Origin of the sequence: Gemmobacter megaterium, assembly GCF_900156815.1 — a bacterium.
GTDB lineage: Bacteria > Pseudomonadota > Alphaproteobacteria > Rhodobacterales > Rhodobacteraceae > Wagnerdoeblera > Wagnerdoeblera megaterium.
On the sequence record NZ_FTOT01000005.1, the window covers coordinates 265,701 to 280,416 of the forward strand.

14 protein-coding genes are annotated in these 14,716 nt (G+C 65.4%); 8 read left to right on the forward strand and 6 right to left on the reverse strand.

Annotated features, from left to right (window positions below):
* Positions 1-52 precede the first annotated feature (52 nt).
* Complete coding sequence (locus tag BW970_RS13530; RefSeq protein ID WP_229740512.1) at positions 53-895, forward strand: alpha/beta hydrolase fold domain-containing protein; 843 nt, start codon at positions 53-55, stop codon at positions 893-895.
* Here the strand turns inward: BW970_RS13530 and BW970_RS13535 are convergent.
* Positions 865-2,379, reverse strand: a complete 1,515-nt coding sequence (locus BW970_RS13535) for a YifB family Mg chelatase-like AAA ATPase (RefSeq protein ID WP_076532202.1) — start codon at positions 2,377-2,379, stop codon at positions 865-867. The two genes, BW970_RS13530 and BW970_RS13535, sit on opposite strands and share 31 nt — an antisense overlap.
* A gap of 179 nt (positions 2,380-2,558) precedes the next feature.
* Here BW970_RS13535 and ugpB point away from each other — a divergent pair, with 179 nt between their 5' ends.
* The 4 genes from ugpB (at position 2,559) to ugpC (ending at position 6,778) form a co-directional block, all read left to right on the forward strand.
* Positions 2,559-3,878, forward strand: coding sequence for a sn-glycerol-3-phosphate ABC transporter substrate-binding protein UgpB (gene ugpB, locus BW970_RS13540; RefSeq protein WP_076532204.1), 1,320 nt, complete (start codon positions 2,559-2,561; stop codon positions 3,876-3,878).
* A 65-nt stretch (positions 3,879-3,943) separates the two neighbouring features.
* Positions 3,944-4,828 carry a sn-glycerol-3-phosphate ABC transporter permease UgpA gene (gene ugpA / locus BW970_RS13545; protein ID WP_076532206.1) on the forward strand — a complete coding sequence of 295 codons (885 nt, stop codon included), beginning with the start codon at positions 3,944-3,946 and terminating at the stop codon, positions 4,826-4,828.
* On the forward strand, positions 4,828-5,676 hold the full coding sequence (gene ugpE / locus BW970_RS13550; RefSeq protein ID WP_076532208.1) for a sn-glycerol-3-phosphate ABC transporter permease UgpE: 849 nt from the start codon (positions 4,828-4,830) through the stop codon (positions 5,674-5,676). Before ugpA ends, ugpE begins: the two co-directional genes overlap by 1 nt.
* 1 nt (position 5,677) lies before the next feature.
* Entirely contained in the window at positions 5,678-6,778 is a 1,101-nt protein-coding gene (gene ugpC / locus BW970_RS13555) for a sn-glycerol-3-phosphate ABC transporter ATP-binding protein UgpC (RefSeq protein WP_076532210.1), read from the forward strand.
* 42 nt (positions 6,779-6,820) lie between these two features.
* Here ugpC and BW970_RS13560 read toward each other — a convergent pair whose 3' ends face one another.
* The 4 genes from BW970_RS13560 to BW970_RS13575 form a co-directional block, all read right to left on the reverse strand.
* On the reverse strand, positions 6,821-8,011 hold the full coding sequence (locus BW970_RS13560; RefSeq protein ID WP_076532212.1) for an acyl-CoA dehydrogenase family protein: 1,191 nt from the start codon (positions 8,009-8,011) through the stop codon (positions 6,821-6,823).
* Positions 8,008-8,769, reverse strand: a complete 762-nt coding sequence (locus BW970_RS13565; protein ID WP_076532217.1) for an SDR family NAD(P)-dependent oxidoreductase — start codon at positions 8,767-8,769, stop codon at positions 8,008-8,010. The genes BW970_RS13560 and BW970_RS13565 overlap by 4 nt, the downstream gene beginning before the upstream one ends.
* Positions 8,766-9,431 carry a TetR/AcrR family transcriptional regulator gene (locus BW970_RS13570; protein WP_076532218.1) on the reverse strand — a complete coding sequence of 222 codons (666 nt, stop codon included), beginning with the start codon at positions 9,429-9,431 and terminating at the stop codon, positions 8,766-8,768. Before BW970_RS13570 ends, BW970_RS13565 begins: the two co-directional genes overlap by 4 nt.
* 121 nt (positions 9,432-9,552) lie before the next feature.
* On the reverse strand, positions 9,553-10,152 hold the full coding sequence (locus BW970_RS13575; protein WP_076532220.1) for a histidine phosphotransferase family protein: 600 nt from the start codon (positions 10,150-10,152) through the stop codon (positions 9,553-9,555).
* 30 nt (positions 10,153-10,182) lie between these two features.
* Between BW970_RS13575 and BW970_RS13580 the strand changes: the two genes are divergently transcribed.
* The 3 genes from BW970_RS13580 (at position 10,183) to BW970_RS13590 (ending at position 12,107) form a co-directional block, all read left to right on the forward strand.
* The gene (locus BW970_RS13580; protein ID WP_144038951.1) at positions 10,183-10,362 is read left to right on the forward strand and encodes a DUF3553 domain-containing protein; all 180 of its coding nucleotides are present in this window, start codon (positions 10,183-10,185) and stop codon (positions 10,360-10,362) included.
* Between the two features lie 141 nt (positions 10,363-10,503).
* On the forward strand, positions 10,504-11,289 hold the full coding sequence (locus BW970_RS13585; RefSeq protein WP_076532222.1) for an L-ornithine N(alpha)-acyltransferase: 786 nt from the start codon (positions 10,504-10,506) through the stop codon (positions 11,287-11,289).
* A gap of 5 nt (positions 11,290-11,294) precedes the next feature.
* On the forward strand, positions 11,295-12,107 hold the full coding sequence (locus tag BW970_RS13590; protein ID WP_443093464.1) for a lyso-ornithine lipid O-acyltransferase: 813 nt from the start codon (positions 11,295-11,297) through the stop codon (positions 12,105-12,107).
* A gap of 67 nt (positions 12,108-12,174) precedes the next feature.
* Here the strand turns inward: BW970_RS13590 and BW970_RS13595 are convergent, their stop codons facing one another.
* Positions 12,175-14,715, reverse strand: a complete 2,541-nt coding sequence (locus BW970_RS13595) for a DUF4175 domain-containing protein (RefSeq protein WP_076532224.1) — start codon at positions 14,713-14,715, stop codon at positions 12,175-12,177.
* Between the last annotated feature and the right edge of the window lies 1 nt (position 14,716).

A 14,716-nucleotide genomic window follows, 5' to 3' on the forward strand; every position in this document is an offset into this window, starting at 1 on the left:
CTTGCGGTTGGAGCTGCTTCGGCTCGGGCTGCGCTGGGGGGCGAAGCGGCGGATGTCCCGCGTCGCAACGCCCGTGCAGGCCCGCCAGCAGTTCCGGCACCTGGCCCGGCACCTGCCGGAACCGCCGCATCTATTGCGGCTGCACATCGGCGGCATGGACCGGATCACCGCTGGCCCGGTTGACGAGCGGGCGGTGATCCTGTGGTGTCATGGCGGCGCCTATATCGTCGGGGGGCCCGGCACCCATGCGACGATGCTGGGCCGCCTGTCGCGCCTGTCGCGGCTTGCAGTGCTGGCGCCAGACTATCGCAAGGCGCCGGAACATCCTGCGCCGGCGGCCTTCGAGGATGTACGGGCGGCCCATGGGCAACTGGTCGCTCAGGGTTGGCCGCCGTCGCGGATCGTGTTGGGCGGAGACAGCGCCGGTGGCGGATTGGCGTTGGCGTTGCTGGCCGATCTTTGCGCGCGCGGCCTGCGTCCGGCGTGTTGTATCGTCTTTTCCCCCTGGGCGGATATGACATTGTCGGGGGATAGTCTGCACCGCAACGGCGCGGCAGATCCGTTGCTGCCTGTACATCGGATCGAGGAGGCGCGCCGTCACGTTCTGGGGGATCTGCGCCCTGACGACCCGCGCATTTCGCCGCTTCATGCGGTCTTCGACGCGCCGCCCCCTGTGCTGATCCAGGTCGGCAGCGACGAGATTCTGCTGGATGATGCCCGGCGCATGGCGGAGCATCTGCACAAGGCGGGCGCCATGGTCACGCTGGAGGAATGGGCGCGCGCGCCTCACGTCTGGCAGATGTTCGATGGCTGGCTGCCCGAGGCGCGGCGCGCGCTCTGGACTGCGGCGCGGTTTGCGGCCGATCACGCAGGTGTTTCGATTGCCAGCCGGTAGCCGACCGCCTCTGCCACATGTGGCAGGCGGACATCCGCAGAGGCGTCCAGATCCGCAATGGTGCGTGCCACCCGCAGGACACGGTGATACCCGCGCGCCGACAGTCTGAACCGTTCGGCCACCCGCACCAGCAGGGCCTTGCCTTCGGCATCCGGGGCCGCGACCTGTTCCAGCAACGCGCCTTCGGCATCCGCATTGCCCCGCACACCGGGATGCGCCTCGTAGCGATGCATCTGACGCAGACGCGCCGCCGCCACCCGCGCCGCAACCATGGCCGAGGTATCGCCCGACGCGGGCAGTTCCAGATCCGAAAAGGCAACCGGCGGCACCTCCAGCCGCAGGTCGAACCGATCTATCAGCGGGCCGGAAATCCGGCCGAGATAGTCCTCGCCGCAGCCCGGCGCACGCGAACAGGCGCGGGCGGCGTCGGCCAGGTGGCCGCAGCGGCAGGGGTTCGCCGCAGCCACCAGCAGAAACCGGCAGGGGTAGCGCACATGGGCATTCGCGCGTGCCACCATCACATCACCGGATTCGATCGGTTGGCGCAGCGTTTCCAGAACCGGGCGCGGAAACTCTGGCAATTCGTCCAGAAACAGCACCCCGTTGTGCGCAAGAGACACTTCGCCGGGCTTTGCGCCCCGCCCGCCACCGATGATGGCGGCCATCGACGCGGTATGATGCGGTTCGCGGAACGGTCGCGTCCGGCTGATCCCCCCTTCCGACAGCAAGCCCGCCAAGGAGTGGATCATCGAGGTTTCAAGCGCCTCCATCGGGGTCAGCGGCGGCAGGATACCCGGCAACCGCGCCGCGAGCATGGATTTTCCCGACCCCGGCGATCCCACCATCATCAGATGATGCCGACCCGCCGCTGCGATTTCCAGCGCACGTTTGGCGCGTTCCTGCCCCTTCACGTCACGCAGGTCGCGCGCGCTGGCCGGGATCGCCACCTCGCCTGCCGTGGCAACGGGCAAGACGATCTGGCCGGTGAAATGGCGCAACACCTCGGCCAGCGTGTCGGCGCCAAGGACATGCGCCGCCGTGACCCAGGCCGCCTCGGCTCCGCAGGCGCGGGGGCAGATCATGGTCTTGTCTGCCGCCGCCGCAGCGAGCGCCGCGGGCAACGCCCCCAGCACCGGCACCAACCGCCCGTCCAACGCCAGCTCCCCCAGCGCCACGGTGCCCTCGGCCGCCTCTTTCGGCACGATGTCGAGTTCGGCCAACAGCGCCAGTGCGATGGCCAGGTCGAAATGCGACCCCTCTTTCGGCAGATCCGCAGGCGACAGGTTGATGGTTACCCGTTTCGACGGCAAGGCAATGGCCATGGCATTCAGCGCAGCCTTGACCCGTTCGCGCGCTTCGGACACCGCCTTGTCGGGCAGGCCAACCACCCCGAACGACGGCATTCCCGGCACGACGGCACATTGCACCTCGACCAGGCGGGCCTCGACCCCCTCGAAGGCCACGGTGAAGGTCTTGGCCACCATTCCCTGCTCCACACCCAATGGTTAACGGGTAAGGCGGAATGGTTGACGAAAGGTTAACCCCTTCTGTCGCAATACATTCACACGGGCTTTGCCGAACTGCCACACACGCGCCCTAGCGTCCGCCAACATGCGCCCGACCCATCCGGTCAGGCGGTCCGGCATTCGCGATGGAGCACGACATGACAAGACATCTGATTGGAGCACTGCTGGCAACCGCCGCGCTGAGCGGTCCCGCCCTGGCCCAGACAGAGGTGCAGTGGTGGCACGCCATGGGCGGCGAACTGGGCGCCAAGCTGGAACAGATCGCTGCCAGCTTCAACGAGACGCAGGCCGACTACAAGATCGTCCCGGTCTACAAGGGCAGCTACCCCGAGACCCTGACAGCCGCCATCGCCGCGTTCCGCGCCAAGGAACAGCCTGCCATCGTGCAGGTGTTCGAGGTGGGCACCGGCACCATGATGGCCGCCAAGGGCGCGGTCTATCCGGTGTACAAGCTGATGGCCGATCAGGGCAAATCCTTCGACACCTCGGAATATCTGGGGCCGGTCGTCGGGTATTATTCGGACCCCGAAGGCAACGTTCTGTCGCTGCCGTTCAATTCCTCAACCCCGATCATGTACTACAACAAGGACGTGTTCGCCAAAGCCGGACTTGACCCGGAAATCGCGCCGAAAACCTGGGCAGAGGTGGAAGCCTTCTCGCAAAAGATCGTCGACTCGGGCGCGGCGAAATGCGGCTTTACCTCGGGCTGGATCAGCTGGGTTCAACTGGAAAACCTGTCGGCCATCCACGATGCCGCCTATGGCACCAGGGAAAACGGTTTTGCCGGTCTGGACACCGAATTCACCTTCAACGGCGACGTTCAGGTCAAGCATTGGGACAACCTGAAGAAATGGGCCGATGCGGGCCTGTTCCAGTATGGCGGCCCGGTGGGCGGCAATGACGCCCCGCCGAAATTCTACACGCAGGAATGCGCGATCTACATGAACTCCTCGGCAAGCCGCGCCGGCGTGATCAACAACGCCAAGGATTTTCAGGTCGGCTTTGCACCGCTGCCCTATTATGACGACATGATCGCCGAGCCGAAAAACTCGATCATCGGTGGCGCGACGCTGTGGGTGCTGAACGGTCGCAAGGACGCGGAATACAAGGGCGTCGCGGCGTTCTTTGACTACCTGTCCTCGGCCGAAGTGCAGGCCGACTGGCACCAGGCGACCGGCTATCTGCCGATCACCAACGCTACCTACGATCTGGGCATGACGCAAGGCTATTATGCCGCGAACCCAGGGTCGGACGTGGCGATCCAGCAGATCACCCGTGGCACGCCCAGCGTGAATTCCAAGGGCCTGCGCTTTGGCAACCTGACCCAAGTGCGCGACGTGATCGACAGCGAGTTCGAGGCGCTTCTGGGTGGCCAGAAAACCGCCAAGGCCGCGTTGGACAGCGCCGTGACCCGTGGCAACGCGATCCTGCGCGACTTCGAAGCCGCCAACAAGTAACCCGATCCTTCCCATCCGGGGCACGCGCCAGCCGCGCGTGCCCCGGCTGCATTGCCGGATGCCCCATGCAGACCAAACGCACGATCTTTCCGAACAAGGGCCTGCCCTGGCTGCTGATCGGCCCGCAACTGATTGTCACGGCGATCTTTTTCCTGTGGCCATCCGCGCAAGCGATCTGGACATCCTTCCGGCGCGAGGATCCGTTCGGGCTGAACACCACCTTCGTCGGGCTGGCGAATTATACCCGCCTGTTCGACAGCGGCGAATGGGTGGCGGCGGCAGGCCGTACGGCCGTCTTTGCCGTTTCGGTCACTGCGCTCTCGATGATCTCGGCACTGGTTCTGGCGCTGGCCGCCAATCGGGTGCTGCGCGGATCACGGTTCTACACCACGCTGCTGGTCTGGCCCTATGCGGTCGCGCCGGTGGTTGCGGGGGTGCTGTGGTGGTTTCTGTTCAATCCCACCATCGGCCTGTTGCCCTACATGCTGTCCGGCTTTGGCATCAGTTGGAATCATCGGGTGAACGGCGGTCAGGCGATGACACTGATCGTGATCGCCGCCGCGTGGAAGCACGTATCTTACAACTTTCTGTTCTTTCTGGCCGCGCTGCAATCGGTGCCGAAATCGCTGATCGAGGCCGCAGCCATCGACGGCGCCGGGCCGTTCCAGCGGATGCGTGACATCGTGCTGCCCCTGATCTCGCCCACGACCTTCTTCTTGCTGATCGTCAACATCAACTATGCCATGTTCGACACGTTCGCCATCATCGACGCCACCACATCGGGCGGGCCGGCGGGGGCCACCAACATTCTGGTCTACAAGGTGTATGCCGACGGGTTTCTGGGGCTGAACCTTGGATCGTCCTCGGCACAGTCGGTCGTGCTGATGCTGATCGTGGTCGCGCTGACCTTTGTCCAGTTCCGCTATGTCGAACGCAAGGTGCAATACTGATGATCGAGAACCGCCGCTGGCTGGACATCCTGACCCATGCTGTCCTGATCCTGGGGGTGGCCATCGTCGCCTTTCCGGTCTGGGTCGCCCTTGTGGCCTCTACCCATCCGGCAGGCAGCTTTGCCACCGGGCATATGCCGCTGCTGCCAGGCGGGCACGGCTGGGACAATTACAGCACGGTCCTTGGCTCGGGGATGCGCGGGGCCGGATCCGAGCCATTGTGGCGGATGCTGATCAATTCCACGATCATGGCAGTGCTGATCACGGCGGGAAAGATCGCCATCTCGCTGACATCGGCTTATGCGATCGTGTGGTTCCGCTTTCCGCTGCGGGTGGTGTGTTTCTGGCTGATCTTCATCACCCTGATGCTGCCGGTCGAGGTGCGCATCCTGCCGACCTTCAAGGTGGTTGCGGATTTCGGGCTGCTGAACAGCTGGGTTGGCCTGACGCTGCCGCTGATCGCCTCGGCCACCGCCACCTTCCTGTTCCGCCAGTTCTTCATGACGCTGCCGGACGAACTGGTCGAGGCGGCGCGGATAGACGGCGCCGGTCCGATGAAGTTCTTCCGCGACATCCTGCTGCCCCTGTCGCGCACCAATATCGCTGCGCTGTCGGTGATCCTGTTCATCTATGGCTGGGTGCAATACCTGTGGCCTACCCTCGTGACCACCGATCCGAAATTCTACACCGTCGTCATGGGCATCAAGCGCATGGTCGCGGTGGCCGAGGCCGACCCGCAGTGGAATTTCGTCATGGCCGCCGTGGTGCTGGCCATGCTGCCGCCGGTTCTGGTGGTGATCTTCATGCAAAGGCTCTTTGTGAAGGGCCTGATCGAGACGGAGAAATAACATGGCCCGCATCCAGATCGGCGCCCTGCGCAAGACTTATCCGGGGGCAAGGGCCGACACGCTGCACGGCATCGACCTGTCCATCGAGGACGGTGAAATGGCCGTGCTGGTCGGCCCCTCGGGCTGCGGCAAGTCCACCCTGCTGCGGATGATCGCAGGGTTGGAAAGCGTGACGGACGGCGAGATCCGCATCGGGGACCGTCTGGTCAACCAACTGGAACCGGCCGAGCGGGATATCGCGATGGTGTTTCAGAACTACGCGCTTTATCCGCACATGACCGTTCGGGGAAATCTGGAATACGGGCTGAAGAACCGCCGCACCCCCCGTGCCGAGATCGACGCCCGCGTGACCGAGGCCGCCCGCGTGCTGGAGATCGAGCCGTTCCTTGACCGCAAGCCACAGGCCCTGTCGGGCGGCCAGCGCCAGCGCGTCGCCATGGGCCGCGCCATCGTGCGCAAACCGCAGGCCTTTCTGTTTGACGAGCCGCTGTCCAATCTGGACGCCCGGCTGCGCGGCCAGATGCGGGTAGAGATCCGGCGGCTGCAACGCCGCTTTGCCACCACCTCGATCTACGTGACCCATGACCAGTTGGAAGCCATGACCATGGCCGACAAGCTGGTCGTGATGAATGCAGGGCGCATCGAACAGGTGGGCAGCCCGATGGACCTGTTCGAAACCCCGCGCAGCCTGTTCGTGGCCGGCTTTATCGGAGCGCCCGGCATGAACCTGCTGCCGGTCGAGGATCTGCGCGCCAGCGGTGCCGATCTGACCGGGTTGCCCGGCACCACCTCTGTCGTCGGCATTCGCCCGGAACATCTGCTGCCGGATGCCACCGGCGCCTGGATGGCCCTGCATGTCACCGTCGATGCGGTGGAACTCGTGGGATCGGAAACGCTGGTGCATCTGGGGGCGGCGGGCCTTTCAGCGCCGCTGGTGCTGCGCCAACCCGGCGCGGCGCGGCTGGCGCCGGGGATGCCGCTGCGGGTCGGCCTGCCGCGTCAGCATCTGCATTGCTTCGACGCCCATGGCTTGCGCATCGCACAGGACAGCACCGACCCGGCCCTGCGCGAGTTGGAGTCACGCCTGGACGCGCTGCGCTGAGCCGGTAGTGGCGAGGCCGCGATGCGGCCCTGCCAGCGGGGTTCAGCCCTGTTGGGCCTTTTTCCAGTCGCGCTTAACCTTTTTGGCCAGCGACCATTTGTGGACCTCTGTCGGGCCATCATAGATGCGAAAGGCGCGGATCTCGCGGAAGACCTGTTCCACGATGGTATCTGCCGTCACTCCCTGGCCGCCCATCATCTGCACGCAGCGATCCGCCACGCGCATCAGCGCCTCGGAAACCGCGACCTTGGCCATCGAGCTTTCGACAGTGCCCAGAACGCCCGTGTCCAGCACATCGGCGCACCAATAGGTCATCAGTTCGGCCTGTTTGAGGTCGATCAGGTTTTCGGCCAGCATGAAGCCGACCCCCTCGTGGTCCACCAGCGGTTTGCCGAACGCCATGCGCCGGTTGGCATAGTCCCCGGCAATCTCGTTGGCCCGCACACAGGCCCCCAGCCAGCGCATACAGTGGCTGAGCCGTGCGGGCGACAGGCGCACCTGCGCATAGCGGAACCCCTCGCCGCTCTGTCCCAGCATCTGGTCGGCCGGTACGCGCAAATTCTCGATCGAGATCACCGCATGGCCGCCAGGCATGGAACTGTCGATGGTGTCCATCACCCGCTCGATCCGTATGGCCGGATCGGGGAGATCCACCAGGAACATGCAGGCCCCTTGGTCGGACTTCGCCATGACGATACCCACACCGGCACCATCAGCGCCGGTGATATAGGTCTTGCGCCCGTTGATCACCCAATGGTTGCCATCGGGGTGGCAGGTGGTCAGCATCATCGACGGGTCGGATCCGGCGCCGTTGTCGGCGGCAGGTTCCGTCATCAGAAAGGCCGACCGCTTTTCGCCCCTGACCATCGGGTCCAGAAAACGCGCCTTCAACTCGGGGCTGCCCACCTTGCCCAGCAGATACATGTTGCCTTCGTCCGGCGCGGCGGTGTTGCAGGCCAGCGGGCCCAGCGGCGACAGCCCCGAGCGGATCAGCACGGCGGCGGTTTCCCGCTGGGTCAGGTGATCGCCATCCGCCAGGATATGCGGTGTCAGGACACCTGCCTTGCGGGCCAGATCCTTCAACTCCATGACCATCTCGTCGGTCGGACCGTGGCTGGTGCGCCGCGGATCCTTTTCAAAGGGCACCACGACATCGCGCACGAAATCCTCGACCCGGTCCGCCAGGTCAAGGGCGCGGGCCGAAATGCCCGCCCGTTCCAGAAGCGCGCTCATTTCGGGGCCATGCGGATGGCGCCGTCCAGGCGGATGACTTCGCCGTTCAGCATCGGGTTTTCGACAATCGCGCCCACAAGCTGCGCATATTCCGCCGGATCGCCCAGGCGCGACGGAAAGGGCACCTGGCGGCCCAGGCTGTCCTGCGCGTCCTGCGGCAGACTGGCCAACAACGGGGTCAGGAACAGTCCCGGCGCGATGGTCATGACCCGGATGCCATAGCGCGCGAACTCCCGTGCGATGGGCAGGGTCATGCCCACGACACCACCCTTGGAAGCCGCATAGGCCGGCTGGCCGATCTGGCCATCAAAGGCCGCAACCGAGGCGGTGTTGACGATCACGCCGCGCTCTTCGCCCACCGGGTCGGCGGTGTGCAGGCTGGCGGCAAATTTCGACAGCACATTGAAGGTGCCAAACAGGTTGACGTTGACGATGTCGGTAAAGTCCTTCAGCGGCAGCGCCTTGCCATCGCGGCCGATCACCTTGCCGGGCGGTCCGATCCCTGCGCAGTTGACCAGGATGCGCGCTTTGCCGTGCAGCCCCTCGGCCTCGGCAATCGCGGCCTCCACCACCGATTCATCGGTGACGTTGACCTTGATGAACGCCCCGCCGATCTCGGCCGCCTTGGCCGCCCCCAGCGTCTCGTTCATGTCAAAGATGGTGACTTTGGCGCCTGCCTTGGCCAGCATCTCGGCCGTTGCGCCACCAAGGCCCGAGGCCCCGCCGGTCACGATTGCGGCCTGTCCTGCGATCTTCATTCTGTCGTCTCCTCCGTGGATGTCGATGTTCGGGGCGGGGGGCACATGCCATTCATCAGCACGGCCACGGTCAGGCGGGCAGTTTCCTCGGCCCCGACCGGCCCGTCAGGGCGAAACCATGTGCCAAGGCCATTCAGCGCCACACCCGCGGTAAAGGCCGCCATGCGCACATCGGGCACGGCCAGCGAGCCGTCTGCCACGCCTTCGGCGATCACCTGGCGCACCAGCAGGTCAATCTCGCGCTTGAGCGCCCGAAAGCCCCGGCGGCTTTCCGGCGACAACAGATGGTCCTGCGTGCGCGACACGCAGATGCCGAAATCATCCAGCATGATCAGCGCATAGGCAGTCAGCATCTGACGCAGGCGGTCGGCGGCGGTGCCGTTCTGGCCTGCGGTGCTGCGGGCGATGGCCGCAATCTCGTCCAGCCCGCGACGGGTGCATTCGTAAAGGATTTCGTCCTTGTTGGCGAAGTAGTGATAGATCGTCGGCTTGGTCACGTTCAGCGCCGCCGCCACATCATCCAACGAAGTCGCGTGGTAACCGCGCTGGTTGAAGAACCGCGCCGCTGTGCGCAGAACCGCATCGCGCTTGGCCGCGCGCTCGCCCTCGCGCATGTCGGAATTCGGCCAGGGCGACGCCGTGGGTCGAACTGATCTGGGCATCTGGAACGGTCCGCGTGTTACCATTGCGTCGGCACTATACTTGCAAGTAACATCGCCGATCACAAGGTTCCAGATCACGCAACCCCGACCATGTTGCCCTGGTCAGGGTTCCCTCACCCCCTCACCCCATGACCAGTTCGATCCCGTCCTCGGCCAGGGTCAGCCCGGCCAGGCCGGGCCCTCGCAGCAGGCCCGCCCGCAGCAAGCCGAACTGCACCTGCGGCGCAGTCAGATCCACCGCAACCTCGGCATCGGTCAGCAACACCCACGGAATACCCTCGCTGCGGATGCGCCGCCCGCTGGCGGACAACACCCACCGCGCTCCGGGCCGCGTCACGACGATCAATCCGCCCAGCGGCAGCGCCACCTCCAGACACATCAATGCCAGAAAGGCCCGCTGGACATCGGGGCGCGCATGATCCCCGGCGGCTTGCCAATCCACGCGCAGACGGCCGCCATGCGTCCAGTCGGCCAGCAGACCGGCAATCTCTGGCTGGCCCAGCCGCTGTTCGGCCCCGGCAATGCCGAAGGCCACGCGCAGGAAACGGATGCGCGCATTGGCGCTGGCCACACTTTCCGCGATCAGGGCGATTTCCGGCCGATCCCCCGCGCCGTCCAGCATAAGCAACTCCACCCCGTTGCCGATGGCGCCCAAGGGGCTGATAAGATCATGGCAGATACGCGCAGCCAACAGTGCGGCAAGGTCGGTCTGGTCGGTCATCACGTCCCCTCGGACACAGGAGCCTCGAACATGCGAAGCCTGAACGACATGCTGGAACCCGGAATGATGGTGCGGCACCCGAACCAACCCGATTGGGGGTTGGGGCAGGTGCAGTCGAACATCTCCGGTCGGGTCACTGTGAATTTCGAGAACGCAGGCAAGGTCGTCCTGATGTCGGACCATGTGGCGCTGGAACTCGTGCACCGTTGAACCGCCTCAGGATAGCATTCCGCGCCAGCCAGGCAACCATTGCGTGTTCGGCGCCGGTTTCAGTTGCAATGTGCCCCTGCGCTGGTAAAACCCGCTGACCTTGCCGGAACCCTTCGGCGCTGCCTGGACCAACCTGCCGCGATGACCCCGATCGAGCCGCATTTCGCCATACGTCTTGCCGGAGACGACCGCGACCTGCGCGCAGCGCAGCGGTTGCGATACGAGGTGTTCGTTCACGAACTGAACGGCAGCGGCCCGATGGTGGACCACGACCAGCGGCTGGAAATCGACGAGTTCGACCCGCATTTCGACCATATGCTCCTGATCGACACCCGGCGCGACGGTGCGGCACTTGACGATGTGGTCGGTGTCTATCGCCTGTTGCCCAGTGATCGGGCCGCCCGGTTGGGCCGTTACTATTCCGAAAGCGAATACGATCTTGCGCCACTGAAGGCGACAGGGCGCAGGCTGCTGGAACTCGGTCGGTCCTGTGTGCACCCGGACTATCGGGGGGGCACGGCAATGTTCCATCTGTGGAACGCGCTGGCCCAGTATGTTCTGGACCGCGACATCGAGATTCTGTTCGGCGTTGCCAGTTTTCACGGCATCGACAGCACGGCGCTGCGACAGCCATTAGCATATCTGTACCACAACCATCTGGCGCCGGTGGACTTGCGGGTCCGCGCCCGTGCGCCGAACCGGTTGGAAATGGACCTGCTGCCGCCGGACCAGATCGACCGGCGGGCGGCCATGTCGGCCACGCCCGCATTGATCAAGGCCTATCTGCGGCTGGGCGGATTTGTCGGCGATGGCGCCTGGATCGACCGCGCATTTAACACGACAGATGTCTGCCTGCTGATGGACACGGCGCGCATGTCAGAGAAACACCGCGACTTCTATGTGCGCAAGCAGGGGGCGCCGGGGTGACAACCTTGTGGTCTGGTGCGGGAGACGATCCCGAACCACCGCGCATCGGTCCCATGGGCTGGTTGCGGGTGGTTGTGCGGGGGCTGCTTCTGGGGGGCGTGACCTATGGCAGCCTTGTCATCCTGCTACTGCTGCGCGTGATCGAACGGCCGCTGTTCGGCCTGCAACGCCCGGTCACACCATGGGTCACGCAATTCGTGTGCCGCGCGGCGTTTCTGATTCTGGGGATCAGGTTTTCCACACGCGGCACCCCGATGGCCGAACGCGGGGCTGTGGTGGCCAACCATGTCAGTTGGCTGGACATCTTCACCCTGAACGCGCCCCAGCGCATCTACTTCGTCTCGAAATCCGAAGTTGCCGGCTGGCCCGGCATCGGTTGGCTGGCACGCGCCACCGGCACCGTATTCATCCAGCGCAAGGGATCCGAGGCGCTGGCGCAGAAGAACCTGTTCGAGGCCAGGCTGCGCGCCGGGCACAAGCTGTTGTTCTTTCCCGAAGGAACATCCACCGACGGGCTGCGGGTATTGCCCTTCAAGTCCACGCTGTTCGCGGCGTTCTTTGCCGATGGTCTGGACCAGATCCTGTCCGTTCAACCCGTCACGCTGGTCTATCGCGGCCCCAAGGGGCAGGATGCACGGTTCTATGGCTGGTGGGGCGACATGGGCTTTGCCCCGCATCTGCTGAAGGTTCTCGCGGCAAGACGGCAAGGATCAATCGAGGTCGTGTTCCACCCTCCGGTCCGGGTTGCGGATTTCCCAAGCCGCAAGGCGCTTGCTGCGCATTGCGAAGCCGCTGTGCGGTCTGCATTCCCCGACTGACCCTCGCGCGATGCACTGGCGGCGCCTTGGCCGTTGATGAAACGGCCAAGGCGGAACTGCGGCCGGATCAGAACTGGTCAAGCAGCCGTCGCAGATAGTCCCGCTCATCTTCGCTACGGCCCAGATCCCCGGAACGGCGGCGCAACTCCTGCAACAGGTCCAGCGCCCGGCGATAGGGATCTTCGCCATCCGCCAGCGGGCCGCCCTCCGTCGGGCCGCGCAGGTTGCGCCCGGAGGGATCCCGACCAAGAGGATCGCGTTGGCCGCGTGGATCCCCTTCGCCGAATTGCTCGCCGGGGCCATCGCCCCCCCGCTCGCGGCGCTCTTCGGCCATCGCCTCGCCGAATTCGCGCATTCCTTCACGCAAGGCTTCCATCGCCTCGGCCTGGCGATCCAGCGCACGGGGGGTATCGCCATCGCGCAGGGCCTGCTCTGCCCCCTCCATGGCGCGCCCGGCACGGTCCAGCGCCTGCCGCCCGGCCTGTCCGCGCTCTGATCCCTCGCCGGGCATCTCGGCCTGACCCAAGGCGCGCAGACGGTTGCGCAGATCGCGCTGCCGATCGGCAAGGCCGCGTTCGCCGCCCTGGCCTTCTCCTCCTTCGGCGCCCTCTCTGCCTTGTCCCTGCCCGCCCCGGCCTTGCTCGCCTTCGCCCTCGCCCTGTTCGCCTTGGCCCTGTTCGCCCTGCGAACCGGGTTGCCGACCCATGTTGCGATCCATGCCCTCTTGCATGTCGCGGAACGCCTCGTCCGACAGGCCCTGCTGTTCGCGCAGGGTATCGGCCAGATCGCGCATCCGCCCCTGCCCATCGCCTTGCCCGCCCTGCCCTTGCGTGACCTGCATGTTTTCCATCAACTGGCGCAGCATCTCCATCAGTTCCTGCGCCTCGGCCATACGGCCCTGTTCCATCAGCTCTTGCAGCTTGTCGAGCAACTGTTGCAGTTGATCGCCCGTCATCTGCATTCCCTGCATGTCGGACATCTGCTGATCCGGGGCGCGGTCGGCCTCTTGGGCCAGTTGGCGCATGTAGTTGTCCAGCGCGTCGCGCAGCTCCTGCATCAGCTCGGCGATTTCCGACTCTGACGCTCCGTTCTTCATCGCCTCGTCCAGCCGGTCCTGGGCGCGCTTCAACCGCTCCAGCGCCGAAGCAAGATCGCCCTGCTCCATCAACAGGGCGATTTCCCACAACTCATCGGACAATTGGTCACGCAATTCGGGCGTCATCGCGCCTTCAAGCTGACGGATCGCCACGCGCAACCGCAAGAACGCGCGCTCGTTGCGGATGAAATTCTCGGGCAGGTGGGTCACAGCGCGCAGGATCTGGGCCGCGCGCACGGCATTTTCGGCAGTCCACAGAATGTCGCGCCGTGCTTCGGCCACCGCCGCGGCCAAGGGATCGAAAAAGCGTTTTCCGGGCAGGATGGTTGCAAGCGGCTCTGCCTCGCCGGACTGACCGGGCGCATCCTCGGCACTCAGCCGGATCTGTACAGGCAGGTTTGCGAACGGGTGCTTGGACAGGTCATCCAGCAAGGTTTCCATGATTTCGGTCCGGCTGCCTGTGAAGGGCAGCGGCAGGTCCAGAACCACCGGTTCGCGCGGCTCTGGCGCCGCGGCAAGCCCATGACGACGGTCAACCTCGGGGAGGTCCAGGGCAATCTGTGCGCGTCCCGCCACCACGCCATAATCATCAGAGGCCGTAAAGGGCAGCTTCATGCGGCCATCCGCCTCGCGTTCCGGCGTGGCGGTGGCGGCGATGGTGGGCGGAAGGTCGCGCAGGACGCCAATGTCCCACCCCCGCCCGTTGGGGCCGGTGATCTCTATCCGGCCATGACGCTCGACGGTGAATTCGGCGCCTTGGGCGGCGGTCTGCTCCAGCGGGGCGCCGGACACGGACTCGTCAACACCCAGCGCACCGGCTTCGCCATAAAAGCGCAGGATCACCCGGCTGCCCTGCGGCAATTCCAGCCCCTCGGCGGTGATGTCGTTCAGATACAGCGCGGGCTTGCCGGTATAGCCCGGTGGGCGGACCCAACCTTCCCAGACAGGGCCGACAGCCAAAGCCTGCGCGCCTTGCGGGCCGACACCGGCAATCCCCGCCAGGCGCCCTGTCGAGCCGAAGCCCAGGGCGACAAGCGCAAGCAACAGCGCGGTATAGCGCAAGGCATAGGGGTCGCGCGCGTTCAACCGCACATCGGGCACGGGTGCCCGCGCCTTTGCCGCCCGGTCGGACATGCGGGCGACATGCGCTTGCCAGACCTCGCCCGAGCCGATGGCCTGGGTATCGGTCAGCGCGGCCAGCGGGCGGCCCGGCAAGGTTGCATCCAGCCGCGCCATGGCCTGAGCACGGCTGGGCAACCTGAGCCCGCGCAGGCCACGCACGGCAAACCCCAGCGCAAGGACAGCCGCCGCAATGCCAAGCCCGTTGAACCACACCTGCGGCAGGCGCTCTGTCAGGCCCAACGCCAGACCCGCATAGACCGCCAGCAGGATCGACCAGACCGGCCAGAACGCCCTGACGATACGCTCGGCCAGCAACCCGGCCCAGGTCAGCCGAATCTGCCAGCGCAAGCGCCACAGCGTAAGGTTCCGCGTCTGATCCGTGCGTTTCATC

What these genes read in the sequence shown, in the direction of transcription:
- BW970_RS13530 (WP_229740512.1), top strand. Translation starts at nt 53, where the DNA reads ATGTCCCGCGTCGCAACGCCCGTGCAGGCCCGCCAGCAGTTCCGGCAC.
- BW970_RS13535 (WP_076532202.1), bottom strand. Translation starts at nt 2,379, where the DNA reads ATGGTGGCCAAGACCTTCACCGTGGCCTTCGAGGGGGTCGAGGCCCGC.
- ugpB (WP_076532204.1), top strand. Translation starts at nt 2,559, where the DNA reads ATGACAAGACATCTGATTGGAGCACTGCTGGCAACCGCCGCGCTGAGC.
- ugpA (WP_076532206.1), top strand. Translation starts at nt 3,944, where the DNA reads ATGCAGACCAAACGCACGATCTTTCCGAACAAGGGCCTGCCCTGGCTG.
- ugpE (WP_076532208.1), top strand. Translation starts at nt 4,828, where the DNA reads ATGATCGAGAACCGCCGCTGGCTGGACATCCTGACCCATGCTGTCCTG.
- ugpC (WP_076532210.1), top strand. Translation starts at nt 5,678, where the DNA reads ATGGCCCGCATCCAGATCGGCGCCCTGCGCAAGACTTATCCGGGGGCA.
- BW970_RS13560 (WP_076532212.1), bottom strand. Translation starts at nt 8,011, where the DNA reads ATGAGCGCGCTTCTGGAACGGGCGGGCATTTCGGCCCGCGCCCTTGAC.
- BW970_RS13565 (WP_076532217.1), bottom strand. Translation starts at nt 8,769, where the DNA reads ATGAAGATCGCAGGACAGGCCGCAATCGTGACCGGCGGGGCCTCGGGC.
- BW970_RS13570 (WP_076532218.1), bottom strand. Translation starts at nt 9,431, where the DNA reads ATGCCCAGATCAGTTCGACCCACGGCGTCGCCCTGGCCGAATTCCGAC.
- BW970_RS13575 (WP_076532220.1), bottom strand. Translation starts at nt 10,152, where the DNA reads ATGACCGACCAGACCGACCTTGCCGCACTGTTGGCTGCGCGTATCTGC.
- BW970_RS13580 (WP_144038951.1), top strand. Translation starts at nt 10,183, where the DNA reads ATGCGAAGCCTGAACGACATGCTGGAACCCGGAATGATGGTGCGGCAC.
- BW970_RS13585 (WP_076532222.1), top strand. Translation starts at nt 10,504, where the DNA reads ATGACCCCGATCGAGCCGCATTTCGCCATACGTCTTGCCGGAGACGAC.
- BW970_RS13595 (WP_076532224.1), bottom strand. Translation starts at nt 14,715, where the DNA reads ATGAAACGCACGGATCAGACGCGGAACCTTACGCTGTGGCGCTTGCGC.